This is a genomic window from Lactobacillus sp. ESL0681, from assembly GCF_029392835.1.
In the GTDB taxonomy this organism is placed as follows: domain Bacteria; phylum Bacillota; class Bacilli; order Lactobacillales; family Lactobacillaceae; genus Lactobacillus.
In genome coordinates, this window is record NZ_CP113943.1 from 1619144 (window position 1) to 1634763 (window position 15620).

At 42.9% G+C, this 15620-nt stretch carries 1 protein-coding gene; it reads left to right on the top strand.

The features are described from left to right. Positions 1-21: 21 nt before the first annotated feature. Positions 22-15585: an SLAP domain-containing protein gene (locus tag OZX59_RS07755; RefSeq protein ID WP_277125797.1), complete on the top strand. Its 15564-nt coding sequence runs from the start codon at positions 22-24 to the stop codon at positions 15583-15585. The last annotated feature ends 35 nt before the right edge of the window (positions 15586-15620 follow it).

A 15620-nucleotide genomic window follows, 5' to 3' on the forward strand; every position in this document is an offset into this window, starting at 1 on the left:
CATAATTACAGGTGAAAGCAAATGAAGAGTTCAAATAGTGGAACTGAAACGCAAACTGGGCAAAAGGAAGAACAAAACGAAAAAGCCAAGGCGTTCAGACGTAATCTTATGGCAGCTGGGACTGCCGGAATAGGTGGGCTATTAGGCGGCTTGCTTAGCGCACCGCAAACCGCGCGGGCAGCAACTAATGTTCCCAAAGTTAAATTAACCCAAAACAAGCATTTATTAGTTAATGCTGAGTCAGCCGCAATTCCAGCTTCTGAGACTGCTAAGTCACTAACGACCTCGCAGACTACTAGTAAGCCGGGAAGTGTGTCAGCTGCAACGGCAGCTGGTCTAAGTCAGAAGAAAACCTTGAATGCTAGTGGACAGTCAGTTAAAGCAGCTTTGATGTCACTAGCTGATGATAATCAATGGACAGACGAATCTGCTTCTAAGACTAAGCCACAGGTTAAGTCAGAAGTTTCAGCGACTTCTAAGCAAAGTTTAAAAGCCAAGTCAGATTCTAAGGTTAATTATGTTTCAACTGGTAATTCACTAGCGAGTGACTATACTAACGCTAGCGCGAATGATTCAAAGCTCAATGAGAATGTTTCTAATTCGTTAGCTGCCAGCTTGGCTAATAACCACGATTCCAGTAAGTACTTGTCTGATTCCACTAGCTTAGCTGAGTGGGCTGCTAGTGTGTCTAATATTAATGCAGCAACCAGTCAAAGTTTATTTTTTAGTCAAATGCTTAACTCGATACATAATGGACAAGCTAATACAATTGGCTCGAGCTTAAGTCAAACGATTGCAGATAATGATAGTGATTCTCGTTCTAATTCGGATGCTTTAATTACAGTTGCTAGTGATAGTGCATCTAATGAGGTCTCTAAGAGTGCTAGTACCTCTGCTTCTACCAGTCTCTCTGGTAACTCACATCTTAATAGTCAACATTCCGCAAATGTAGCACAGAATGAATCATATAGTAACTCGGTTAGCAATGCTGTTAGTGAGGCGGTTGCTGCTAGTTATAGCGATGTGGATCAGAGTACTTCGGTTTCTACACAGGTGAGTCTGCACGATAGTCAGAGTCTTAAGAGTCAGGAGTCGCAAGCCAAAAGTTCCAGCAAACTTTCGGCTGCCAAGAGTACCGTAGTTTCATTTGAAAGTAAGCTTGAGGCTGATGCTTCATCTGCTTCTAGTGCCGCAATTGTTGACCATAGCAAGAGTGTTGCAGCTGCGAGCATGTTGCAGGATTGGCTAGATTCCTCTAGCAAACAAGCAGAGGACGATGCTGCACAATCAGCTAGTGCTGTATCCGCAGCCTTGGCGAGTGTTGAGGCAGATATGTCGAGCATTAGCAAGTCGCTATCAACGAGTAATTCGCTCAAGGATTCGCTTTTACTTAGTCTGTCTGGTGCCAGTCTTTCGGCATCATTTATTACTAGTAACGAATATCAATCGGCTTCATCGCAATATAACGAACTGAGTAACAGTAACTCTGATATGCATGCCGATGCGTCGAGTGCCAATAATAGTTATCTGGATGCGGCTGATAGTGCTAATAAAGATTCGCTGTCTGATAGCATGAATGATTCACAATCGGCGCTTGAGTCAACCCTTAAGCCAGTCAAGGACAGCCAACAGGCTAGTTCACAGGCTGCAGCTGAAGAGAACAGTTTTTCAGAGAGTGCCAGACTGAGTGCTAGTCAATCGTTTGCTGAAGATCAAGGCTCTAACCGCCTGAGTGCTTCGACTTCGAATTCGCTGGCAGCTTCTAAGAGCTGGGCACAAGTTGATTCGCAGCGCAGTAGTGCATCTTATGAGCAGGTTAAGTCGGCAATTGTCAGCTTGATCAAGGATAACTCATTGATGTCACAATCGCAGGTTGATCAGTCGAATGCTTCGAAGTCGACGAGCTTTAGTAAGTCGGTTGCAGATTCGAATGAATCACGTTCTAAGAGTACAAGTACCTCGATTGTCGAATCGAATGCGCACCTGACTTCAGATCAAGCAAATTCTAAGAGTTTGAGTGAATCGGCAAGTACATCGATTAGTACGATACTTTCCCGTTCAGTAAGTGGTAGTACGTCAATCATTTCTGCATCAACGAGTGCAAGTGAAGAAATTGCCAACTCAAATGCCGAGAATGAATCGAGATCCAAGAGTTTTAGTACATCAGTAGCAGAGTCAGATACATCGAGATCAGAAAGTGAAAGCAGGTCAATCATCTCCGCATCAACGAGTGCGAGTGAAGAGATCGCTAACTCAAATGCCGAGAATGAATCAAGATCCAAGAGTTATAGCACCTCGATTGTGGACTCAGATACATCGAGATCAGAAAGTGAAAGCAGGTCGATCATTTCCGCATCAACGAGTGCGAGTGAAGAGATCGCTAACTCAAATGCCGAGAATGAGTCAAGATCCAAGAGCTTTAGTACGTCAATTGTGGATTCTGACGAAGCCCGTTCTAAGAGTACAAGTACCTCGATTGTCGAATCGAATGCGCACCTGACTTCAGATCAAGCAAATTCCAAGAGTTTGAGTGAATCGGCAAGTACATCGATTAGTACGATACTTTCCCGTTCAGTAAGTGGTAGTACGTCAATTATCTCCGCATCAACGAGTGCAAGTGAAGAAATTGCCAACTCAAATGCAGAGAATGAATCAAGATCCAAGAGTTATAGCACCTCGATTGTGGACTCAGATACATCGAGATCAGAGAGCGAAAGTACGTCAATCATTTCTGCATCAACGAGTGCGAGTGAAGAGATCGCTAACTCAAATGTCGAGAACGAATCAAGATCCAAGAGCTATAGCACCTCGATTGTGGACTCAGATACATCGAGATCAGAAAGTGAAAGCAGGTCGATCATTTCCGCATCAACGAGTGCGAGTGAAGAGATCGCTAACTCAAATGCCGAGAATGAGTCAAGATCCAAGAGCTTTAGTACGTCAATTGTGGATTCTGACGAAGCCCGTTCTAAGAGTACAAGTACCTCGATTGTCGAATCGAATGCGCACCTGACTTCAGATCAAGCAAATTCTAAGAGTTTGAGTGAATCGGCAAGTACATCGATTAGTACGATACTTTCCCGTTCAGTAAGTGGTAGTACGTCAATCATTTCTGCATCAACGAGTGCAAGTGAAGAAATCGCTAACTCAAATGCCGAGAATGAGTCAAGATCCAAGAGCTTTAGTACATCAGTAGCAGAGTCAGATACATCGAGATCAGAAAGTGAAAGCAGGTCAATCATCTCCGCATCAACGAGTGCGAGTGAAGAGATCGCTAACTCAAATGCCGAGAATGAATCAAGATCCAAGAGTTATAGCACCTCGATTGTGGACTCAGATACATCGAGATCAGAAAGTGAAAGCAGGTCAATCATCTCCGCATCAACGAGTGCAAGTGAAGAGATCGCTAACTCGAATGCCGAGAATGAGTCAAGATCCAAGAGCTTTAGTACATCAGTAGCAGAGTCAGATACATCGAGATCAGAAAGTGAAAGCAGGTCAATCATCTCCGCATCAACGAGTGCGAGTGAAGAGATCGCTAACTCAAATGCCGAGAATGAATCAAGATCCAAGAGTTATAGCACCTCGATTGTGGACTCAGATACATCGAGATCAGAAAGTGAAAGCAGGTCAATCATCTCCGCATCAACGAGTGCAAGTGAAGAGATCGCTAACTCGAATGCCGAGAATGAATCGAGATCCAAGAGCTACAGTACTTCGATTGTGGACTCAAACAGTTTGAATGAATCGAGATCTAAGAGCTTTAGTACGTCAATTGTGGATTCTGACGAAGCACGTTCTAAGAGTACAAGTACCTCGATTGTCGAATCGAATGCGCACCTGACTTCAGATCAAGCAAATTCCAAGAGTTTGAGTGAATCGGCAAGTACATCGATTAGTACGATACTTTCCCGTTCAGTAAGTGGTAGTACTTCGGTTGTTGAGAATGAATCAAGATCCAAGAGCTACAGTACTTCGATTGTGGACTCAGATACATCGAGATCAGAGAGTGAAAGTACGTCAATCATCTCCGCATCAACGAGTGCGAGTGAAGAGATCGCTAACTCAAATGCCGAGAACGAATCGAGATCCAAGAGTTACAGTACTTCGATTGCGGACTCAGATACATCGAGATCAGAAAGCGAAAGTAGGTCAATCATTTCCGCATCAACGAGTGCGAGTGAAGAGATCGCTAACTCAAATGCCGAGAACGAATCGAGATCCAAGAGCTACAGTACTTCGATTGTGGACTCAGATACATCGAGATCAGAGAGCGAAAGTAGGTCAATTATCTCCGCCTCAACGAGTACGAGTGAAGAGATCGCCAACTCAAATGCAGAGAATGAATCGAGATCCAAGAGTTACAGTACTTCGATTGCGGACTCAAACAGTTTGAATGAATCGAGATCTAAGAGCTTTAGTACGTCAATTGTGGATTCTGACGAAGCACGTTCTAAGAGTACAAGTACCTCGATTGTCGAATCGAATGCGCACCTGACTTCAGATCAAGCAAATTCCAAGAGTTTGAGTGAATCGGCAAGTACATCGATTAGTACGATACTTTCCCGTTCAGTAAGTGGTAGTACTTCGGTTGTTGAGAATGAATCAAGATCCAAGAGCTACAGTACTTCGATTGTGGACTCAGATACATCGAGATCAGAGAGTGAAAGTACGTCAATCATCTCCGCATCAACGAGTGCGAGTGAAGAGATCGCTAACTCAAATGCCGAGAACGAATCGAGATCCAAGAGTTACAGTACTTCGATTGCGGACTCAGATACATCGAGATCAGAAAGCGAAAGTAGGTCAATCATTTCCGCATCAACGAGTGCGAGTGAAGAGATCGCTAACTCAAATGCCGAGAATGAATCGAGATCCAAGAGTTATAGCACCTCGATTGTGGACTCAGATACATCGAGATCAGAAAGTGAAAGTACGTCAATCATTTCTGCCTCAACAAGTGCAAGTGAAGAGATCGCTAATTCAAATGCCGAGAACGAATCAAGATCCAAGAGTTACAGTACTTCGATTGTGGACTCAGATACATCGAGATCAGAAAGCGAAAGTAGGTCAATCATTTCCGCCTCAATGAGTACAAGTGAAGAGATCGCTAACTCAAATGCCGAGAATGAATCGAGATCCAAGAGTTATAGCACCTCGATTGTGGACTCAGATACATCGAGATCAGAAAGTGAAAGTAGGTCAATTATCTCCGCATCAACGAGTGCGAGTGAAGAGATCGCTAACTCAAATGCCGAGAATGAATCAAGATCCAAGAGTTACAGTACTTCGATTGTGGACTCAGATACATCGAGATCAGAAAGTGAAAGCACCTCAATCATTTCCGCCTCAATGAGTACAAGTGAAGAGCTTGCCAACTCAAATGCAGAGAACGAATCGAGATCTAAGAGTTACAGTACATCGATTGCAGACTCAAACAGCTTGAATGAATCAAGATCTAAGAGCTTTAGTACATCAGTAGCAGAGTCAGATACATCGAGATCAGAAAGTGAAAGCACCTCAATCATTTCCGCATCAACGAGTGCGAGTGAAGAGATCGCTAACTCAAATGCCGAGAATGAATCGAGATCCAAGAGTTATAGCACCTCGATTGTGGACTCAGATACATCGAGATCAGAAAGTGAAAGTAGGTCAATTATCTCCGCATCAACGAGTGCGAGTGAAGAGATCGCTAACTCAAATGCCGAGAATGAATCAAGATCCAAGAGTTACAGTACTTCGATTGTGGACTCAGATACATCGAGATCAGAAAGCGAAAGTAGGTCAATCATTTCCGCCTCAATGAGTACAAGTGAAGAGATCGCTAACTCAAATGCCGAGAATGAATCGAGATCCAAGAGTTATAGCACCTCGATTGTGGACTCAGATACATCGAGATCAGAAAGTGAAAGTAGGTCAATTATCTCCGCATCAACGAGTGCGAGTGAAGAGATCGCTAACTCAAATGCCGAGAATGAATCAAGATCCAAGAGTTACAGTACTTCGATTGTGGACTCAGATACATCGAGATCAGAAAGTGAAAGCACCTCAATCATTTCCGCCTCAATGAGTACAAGTGAAGAGCTTGCCAACTCAAATGCAGAGAACGAATCGAGATCTAAGAGTTACAGTACATCGATTGCAGACTCAAACAGCTTGAATGAATCAAGATCTAAGAGCTTTAGTACATCAGTAGCAGATTCAGATACATCGAGATCAGAAAGTGAAAGCACCTCAATAATCACTGCTTCAACTTCAACAAGTGCAAGTAAGGCTGCTTCCGAATCAGCTTCAGCAGTAGTGTCGAAATCGGTAAGTTATAGTAGATCACTGTCAGACTCGGACAAGGTGACAGAGTCTAAGTCAATCAGCTTTAGTACCTCGATTTCTGATTCAAACGCAGATAATTCAAAGAGTGCCAGCACGTCAATCATTCTTGCATCATTCTCAGCAAGTGTAAGTGAAGAGCTTGCCAACTCGAATGCAGAGAACGAATCGAGATCGAAGAGTTACAGCACCTCGGTTGCAGACTCGAACAGCTTGAATGAAGCTAACTCAAAGAGTTATAGTACGTCAATTATCTCCGCCTCAATGAGTACAAGTGAAGAGCTTGCCAACTCGAATGCAGAGAACGAATCGAGATCCAAGAGTTACAGTACTTCGATTGTGGACTCAAACAGTCTGAATGAATCGAGATCCAAGAGCTTTAGTACATCAGTAGCAGACTCAGATACATCAAGATCAGAAAGCGAAAGTACGTCAATTATCTCCGCCTCAATGAGTACGAGTGAAGAGCTCGCTAACTCGAATGCAGAGAACGAATCGAGATCTAAGAGTTACAGCACCTCGATTGTGGACTCGAACAGCTTGAATGAATCAAGATCCAAGAGCTTTAGTACGTCAGTATCAGACTCGGATACATCGAGATCAGAAAGTGAAAGCACCTCAATCATTTCCGCCTCAATGAGTACGAGTGAAGAGCTCGCTAACTCGAATGCAGAGAACGAATCGAGATCTAAGAGTTACAGCACCTCGATTGTGGACTCGAACAGCTTGAATGAATCAAGATCCAAGAGCTTTAGTACGTCAGTATCAGACTCGGATACATCGAGATCAGAAAGTGAAAGCACCTCAATCATTTCCGCATCAACGAGTGTGAGTGAAGAGATCGCTAACTCAAATGCCGAGAATGAATCGAGATCCAAGAGCTTTAGTACGTCAGTAGCAGAGTCAGATACATCGAGATCAGAAAGTGAAAGCACCTCAATCATTTCCGCATCAACGAGTGCGAGTGAAGAGATCGCTAACTCAAATGCCGAGAATGAATCGAGATCCAAGAGTTATAGCACCTCGATTGTGGACTCAGATACATCGAGATCAGAAAGTGAAAGTAGGTCAATTATCTCCGCATCAACGAGTGCGAGTGAAGAGATCGCTAACTCAAATGCCGAGAATGAATCAAGATCCAAGAGTTACAGTACTTCGATTGTGGACTCAGATACATCGAGATCAGAAAGCGAAAGTAGGTCAATCATTTCCGCCTCAATGAGTACAAGTGAAGAGATCGCTAACTCAAATGCCGAGAATGAATCGAGATCCAAGAGTTATAGCACCTCGATTGTGGACTCAGATACATCGAGATCAGAAAGTGAAAGTAGGTCAATTATCTCCGCATCAACGAGTGCGAGTGAAGAGATCGCTAACTCAAATGCCGAGAATGAATCAAGATCCAAGAGTTACAGTACTTCGATTGTGGACTCAGATACATCGAGATCAGAAAGTGAAAGCACCTCAATCATTTCCGCCTCAATGAGTACAAGTGAAGAGCTTGCCAACTCAAATGCAGAGAACGAATCGAGATCTAAGAGTTACAGTACATCGATTGCAGACTCAAACAGCTTGAATGAATCAAGATCTAAGAGCTTTAGTACATCAGTAGCAGATTCAGATACATCGAGATCAGAAAGTGAAAGCACCTCAATAATCACTGCTTCAACTTCAACAAGTGCAAGTAAGGCTGCTTCCGAATCAGCTTCAGCAGTAGTGTCGAAATCGGTAAGTTATAGTAGATCACTGTCAGACTCGGACAAGGTGACAGAGTCTAAGTCAATCAGCTTTAGTACCTCGATTTCTGATTCAAACGCAGATAATTCAAAGAGTGCCAGCACGTCAATCATTCTTGCATCATTCTCAGCAAGTGTAAGTGAAGAGCTTGCCAACTCAAATGCAGAGAACGAATCGAGATCCAAGAGTTACAGCACCTCGGTTGCAGACTCGAACAGCTTGAATGAAGCTAACTCAAAGAGTTATAGTACGTCAATTATCTCCGCCTCAATGAGTACAAGTGAAGAGCTTGCCAACTCGAATGCAGAGAACGAATCGAGATCCAAGAGTTACAGTACTTCGATTGTGGACTCAAACAGTCTGAATGAATCGAGATCCAAGAGCTTTAGTACATCAGTAGCAGACTCAGATACATCAAGATCAGAAAGCGAAAGTACGTCAATTATCTCCGCCTCAATGAGTACGAGTGAAGAGCTCGCTAACTCGAATGCAGAGAACGAATCGAGATCTAAGAGTTACAGCACCTCGATTGTGGACTCGAACAGCTTGAATGAATCAAGATCCAAGAGCTTTAGTACGTCAGTATCAGACTCGGATACATCGAGATCAGAAAGTGAAAGCACCTCAATCATTTCCGCCTCAATGAGTACAAGTGAAGAGCTTGCCAACTCAAATGCAGAGAACGAATCGAGATCTAAGAGCTTTAGTACGTCAGTAGCAGAGTCAGATACATCGAGATCAGAAAGCGAAAGTACATCGATAATCACTGCTTCAACTTCAACAAGTGCAAGTAAGGCTGCTTCCGAATCAGCTTCAGCAGTAGTGTCGAAATCGGTAAGTTATAGTAGATCACTGTCAGACTCGGACAAGGTGACAGAGTCTAAGTCAATCAGCTTTAGTACCTCGATTTCTGATTCAAACGCAGATAATTCAAAGAGTGCCAGCACGTCAATCATTCTTGCATCATTCTCAGCAAGTGTAAGTGAAGAGCTTGCCAACTCAAATGCAGAGAACGAATCGAGATCCAAGAGTTACAGTACTTCGATTGTGGACTCGAACAGTTTGAATGAATCAAGATCCAAGAGCTTTAGTACCTCAGTAGCAGACTCAGATACATCGAGATCAGAAAGCGAAAGTACGTCAATTATCTCCGCCTCAATGAGTACGAGTGAAGAGCTCGCTAACTCAAATGCAGAGAACGAATCGAGATCCAAGAGCTTTAGTACATCAGTAGCAGAGTCAGATACATCGAGATCAGAAAGTGAAAGCACCTCAATCATTTCCGCCTCAATGAGTACAAGTGAAGAGCTTGCTAACTCAAATGCAGAGAACGAATCGAGATCCAAGAGCTTTAGTACCTCAGTAGCAGACTCAGATACATCAAGATCAGAAAGCGAAAGTACGTCAATTATCTCCGCCTCAACGAGTGCAAGTGAAGAAATTGCTAACTCAAATGCCGAGAATGAATCAAGATCCAAGAGTTACAGTACTTCGATTGTGGACTCGAACAGCTTGAATGAATCGAGATCTAAGAGCTTTAGTACATCAGTAGCAGAGTCAGATACATCGAGATCAGAGAGTGAAAGTAGGTCAATCATTTCTGCATCAACGAGTGCAAGTGAAGAGCTCGCCAACTCAAATGCCGAGAACGAATCGAGATCCAAGAGTTACAGTACTTCGATTGTGGATTCGAACAGTTTGAATGAATCGAGATCCAAGAGCTTTAGTACGTCAGTAGCAGACTCAGATACATCGAGATCAGAAAGTGAAAGTACTTCGATTATCACTGCTTCAACTTCAACAAGTGCAAGTAAGGCTGCTTCCGAATCAGCTTCAGCAGTAGTGTCGAAATCGGTAAGTTACAGTAGATCACTGTCAGACTCGGACAAGGTGACAGAGTCTAAGTCAATCAGCTTTAGTACCTCGATTTCTGATTCAAACGCAGATAATTCAAAGAGTGCCAGCACGTCAATCATTCTTGCATCATTCTCAGCGAGTGTAAGTGAAGAGCTTGCCAACTCGAATGCAGAGAACGAGTCAAGATCCAAGAGCTTTAGTACGTCAGTAGCAGATTCAGATACATCAAGATCAGAAAGCGAAAGTACGTCAATTATCTCTGCCTCAATGAGTACGAGTGAAGAGCTTGCCAACTCAAATGCCGAGAACGAATCGAGATCTAAGAGCTTTAGTACGTCAGTAGCAGAGTCAGATACATCGAGATCAGAAAGTGAAAGTACTTCGATTATCACTGCTTCAACTTCAACAAGTGCAAGTAAGGCTGCTTCTGAATCAGCTTCAGCAGTAGTGTCGAAGTCGGTAAGTTACAGTAGGTCACTGTCAGACTCGGATAAGGTGACAGAGTCTAAGTCAATCAGCTTTAGTACCTCGATTTCTGATTCAAACGCAGAAAATTCAAAGAGTGCCAGCACATCAATTATTCTTGCATCATTCTCAGCGAGTGTAAGTGAGGAGCTTGCCAACTCGAACAGTTTGAATGAGTCAAGATCCAAGAGCTTTAGTACATCAGTAGCAGACTCAGATACATCGAGATCAGAAAGCGAAAGTACCTCAATCATCTCCGCATCAACGAGTGCAAGTGAAGAAATTGCTAACTCAAATGCAGAGAACGAATCGAGATCCAAGAGTTACAGCACCTCGATTGTGGACTCAGATACATCGAGATCAGAGAGTGAAAGTAGGTCAATCATCTCCGCATCAACGAGTGCGAGTGAAGAAATTGCTAACTCAAATGCAGAGAACGAATCAAGGTCCAAGAGTTACAGTACTTCGATTGTGGACTCAGATACATCGAGATCAGAGAGCGAAAGTACGTCAATCATTTCTGCATCAACGAGTGCGAGTGAAGAGATCGCTAACTCAAATGCCGAGAATGAGTCAAGATCCAAGAGCTACAGTACTTCGATTGCGGACTCAAACAGTCTGAATGAGTCAAGATCTAAGAGCTTTAGTACATCAGTAACAGAGTCAGATACATCGAGATCAGAAAGCGAAAGTACGTCAATAATCACTGCTTCAACTTCGACAAGTGCAAGTAAGGCTGCTTCCGAATCAGCTTCAGCAGTAGTGTCGAAGTCGGTAAGTTACAGTAGATCACTGGTAGACTCGGACAAGGTAACTGAGTCTAAGTCAATCAGCTTTAGTACGTCAGTTTCTGATTCAGATGCAGAGAATTCAAAGAGTACCAGCACATCAATTATTCTTGCATCATTCTCAGCGAGTGTAAGTGAGGAGCTTGCCAACTCAAATGCCGAGAACGAATCAAGATCCAAGAGCTACAGTACTTCGATTGCGGACTCGAACAGTCTGAATGAGTCAAGATCTGCAAGTTACAGTACGTCAATCATTTCTGCATCAACGAGTGCAAGTGAAGAGATCGCTAACTCGAATGCCGAGAACGAATCAAGATCCAAGAGTTACAGTACTTCGATTGTGGACTCAAACAGTTTGAATGAATCGAGATCTAAGAGCTTTAGTACATCAGTAGCGGACTCAGATACATCGAGATCAGAGAGCGAAAGTACGTCAATCATCTCCGCATCAACGAGTGCGAGTGAAGAGATCGCTAACTCAAATGCCGAGAATGAATCGAGATCCAAGAGTTACAGTACTTCGATTGTGGACTCGAACAGTTTGAATGAATCGAGATCTAAGAGCTTTAGTACATCAGTAGTAGACTCAGATACATCGAGATCAGAAAGTGAAAGTACTTCGATTATCACTGCTTCAACTTCAACAAGTGCAAGTAAGGCTGCTTCTGAATCAGCTTCAGCAGTAGTGTCGAAGTCGGTAAGTTACAGTAGGTCACTGTCAGACTCGGATAAGGTGACAGAGTCTAAGTCAATCAGCTTTAGTACCTCGATTTCTGATTCAGATGCAGAAAATTCGAAGAGTGCCAGCACGTCAATTATCCTTGCATCATTCTCAGCAAGTGTAAGTGAAGAGCTTGCCAACTCGAACAGTTTGAATGAATCAAGATCCAAGAGCTACAGTACTTCGATTGTGGACTCGAACAGTTTGAATGAATCGAGATCTAAGAGCTTTAGTACATCAGTAACAGAGTCAGATACATCGAGATCAGAAAGCGAAAGTACGTCAATAATCACTGCTTCAACTTCGACAAGTGCAAGTAAGGCTGCTTCCGAATCAGCTTCAGCAGTAGTGTCGAAGTCGGTAAGTTACAGTAGATCACTGGTAGACTCGGACAAGGTAACTGAGTCTAAGTCAATCAGCTTTAGTACGTCAGTTTCTGATTCAGATGCAGAGAATTCAAAGAGTGCCAGCACGTCAATTATTCTTGCATCATTCTCAGCGAGTGTAAGTGAGGAGCTTGCGAACTCGAATGCAGAGAATGAATCAAGATCCAAGAGCTACAGTACTTCGATTGTGGACTCGAACAGTTTGAATGAATCGAGATCTAAGAGCTTTAGTACATCAGTAACAGAGTCAGATACATCGAGATCAGAAAGCGAAAGTACGTCAATAATCACTGCTTCAACTTCGACAAGTGCAAGTAAGGCTGCTTCCGAATCAGCTTCAGCAGTAGTGTCGAAGTCGGTAAGTTACAGTACATCATTGGTAGACTCGGACAAGGTAACTGAGTCTAAGTCAATCAGCTTTAGTACCTCAGTTTCTGATTCAGACGCAGAAAATTCAAAGAGTGCTAGCACGTCAATCATTCTTGCATCATTCTCAGCGAGTGTAAGTGAGGAGCTTGCCAACTCAAATGCCGAGAATGAATCAAGATCCAAGAGTTACAGCACCTCGATTGTGGACTCAGATACATCGAGATCAGAAAGTGAAAGTACGTCAATTACTTCCGCATCAGCGAGTGTAAGTGAGGAGCTTGCTAGCTCAAATGCAGAGAATGAATCGAGATCCAAGAGCTTTAGTACATCAGTAGCAGACTCAGATACATCAAGATCAGAGAGCGAAAGTACGTCGATCATCACTGCTTCAACTTCAACAAGTGCAAGTAAGGCTGCTTCTGAATCAGCTTCAGCAGTAGTGTCGAAGTCGGTAAGTTACAGTACATCATTGGTAGACTCGGACAAGGTAACTGAGTCTAAGTCAATCAGCTTTAGTACCTCAGTTTCTGATTCAGACGCAGAAAATTCAAAGAGTGCTAGCACGTCAATCATTCTTGCATCATTCTCAGCGAGTGTAAGTGAGGAGCTTGCCAACTCAAATGCCGAGAATGAATCAAGATCCAAGAGTTACAGCACCTCGATTGTGGACTCAGATACATCGAGATCAGAAAGTGAAAGTACGTCAATTACTTCCGCATCAGCGAGTGTAAGTGAGGAGCTTGCTAGCTCAAATGCAGAGAATGAATCGAGATCCAAGAGCTTTAGTACATCAGTAGCAGACTCAGATACATCAAGATCAGAGAGCGAAAGTACGTCGATCATCACTGCTTCAACTTCAACAAGTGCAAGTAAGGCTGCTTCTGAATCAGCTTCAGCAGTAGTGTCGAAGTCGGTAAGTTACAGTACATCATTGGTAGACTCGGACAAGGTAACTGAGTCTAAGTCAATCAGCTTTAGTACCTCAGTTTCTGATTCAGACGCAGAAAATTCAAAGAGTGCTAGCACGTCAATCATTCTTGCATCATTCTCAGCGAGTGTAAGTGAGGAGCTTGCCAACTCAAATGCCGAGAATGAATCAAGATCCAAGAGTTACAGCACCTCGATTGTGGACTCAGATACATCGAGATCAGAAAGTGAAAGTACGTCAATTACTTCCGCATCAGCGAGTGTAAGTGAGGAGCTTGCTAGCTCAAATGCAGAGAATGAATCGAGATCCAAGAGCTTTAGTACATCAGTAGCAGACTCAGATACATCAAGATCAGAGAGCGAAAGTACGTCGATCATCACTGCTTCAACTTCAACAAGTGCAAGTAAGGCTGCTTCTGAATCAGCTTCAGCAGTAGTGTCGAAGTCGGTAAGTTACAGTAGATCACTGTCAGACTCGGACAAGGTAACTGAGTCTAAGTCAATCAGCTTTAGTACGTCAGTTTCTGATTCAGATGCAGAAAATTCAAAGAGTACCAGCACGTCAGTGATTCTTGCATCATTCTCAGCGAGTGTAAGTAAAGAAATTTCAGATTCAGCTTCGACAGCAGTGTCGAAGTCAACAAGTTATAGTACATCAGTTGCAAACTCAGACACATTAAGATCTGAAAGCGAAAGTACGTCAATCATTTCTGCTTCGACAGCAGTATCGAAGTCGGCAAGTTATAGTACATCACTAGCAGACTCGAACAAGGTGAATGAATCTAAATCAACAAGCTTTAGTACATCGATTGCAAATTCAGACAATGCTCGTTCAGAAAGCGAAAGCACATCAATCATCTTTGCATCATTCTCAGCGAGTGTAAGTAAAGAAGCTGCAGATTCAGCTTCGACAGAAGTATCAAGATCTGCAAGTTACAGTACCTCGATTGAAAACTCGAACAGTGATCGCTCTGAAAGTGAAAGTACGTCGATTATCTCAGCTTCAACGAGCACTAGTACCTCAATTATCTCGGCTTCAACAAGTACAAGTACTTCGATTAGTGATTCAGAAGAGTCAAGATCGCAAAGCACGAGTACTTCGATTATCGATTCAGAAGAATTAGTTTCTACAAGTACTAGTACTTCGGTGGTTGATGCTGCCAACTCGCAAACTTCTGCTAGTGAAAGTACTTCAACTGAGATATCACAAAGTGGCAGTACTAGTTTGTCAACTGCTGAATCAAATATTGCGGCCACTGGTAGTACCGGAGTACCGGCTAGTGACAATAGTAATTCGAATAGTGATTCTAATTCTGACGGAACACCAACAGAACCAAGTACCGGTACAGATACTGGTGCAATAACTGGCGGTGATTATGTACCAACAATTCCTGCTTCGAATACTAATGAGTCTGTCAACGACCGTGATACTGATGACACTGATGAAGACATTGATCCTAAGTCAGCTGTTTCTAGAAAACTGGTTCACAACGCTTATGTTTACAACAAGAGTGGTAAACGTGCTAACAGCTTAGTTTTGAAACGGACTTCAATTGTTAAGACTTATGGTGATAAGAAGTTGATTAATGGTCGCTACTTCTACAGTATTGGTAACAAGCACTACGTAGCAGCAGGTAACTTCATTGGTCTTGAAGGTAAGTTGCATCACAATGCTTATGTCTATGATAAGAACGGCAAGCGGATCGGTAACAAGGTATTGAAGAAGGGCAAGAAGGTTAAGGCATATGAGACTATTTATGTAGATGGTCGCAAGTTCTACAATCTTCGTCATGGCAAGTACCTAGCAGCCGGTAATGTTATTGGTAAGGAACCTAAGCTCAAGCACAATGCTTATATCTATGATAAGCACGGCAAGAGAATCGGTACCAAGGTGTTAAAGAAAGGCACGAAAGTTAAGACTTATAGTACCAAGAAGATTAATGGTAAGACGTATTACCATATTCGTAACGGACAATACGTTTTAGCTAAAAATTTCAAGAAAAGATAAGCTGATTTAGTGGTAAAATAAGAGTGTGCTTATTT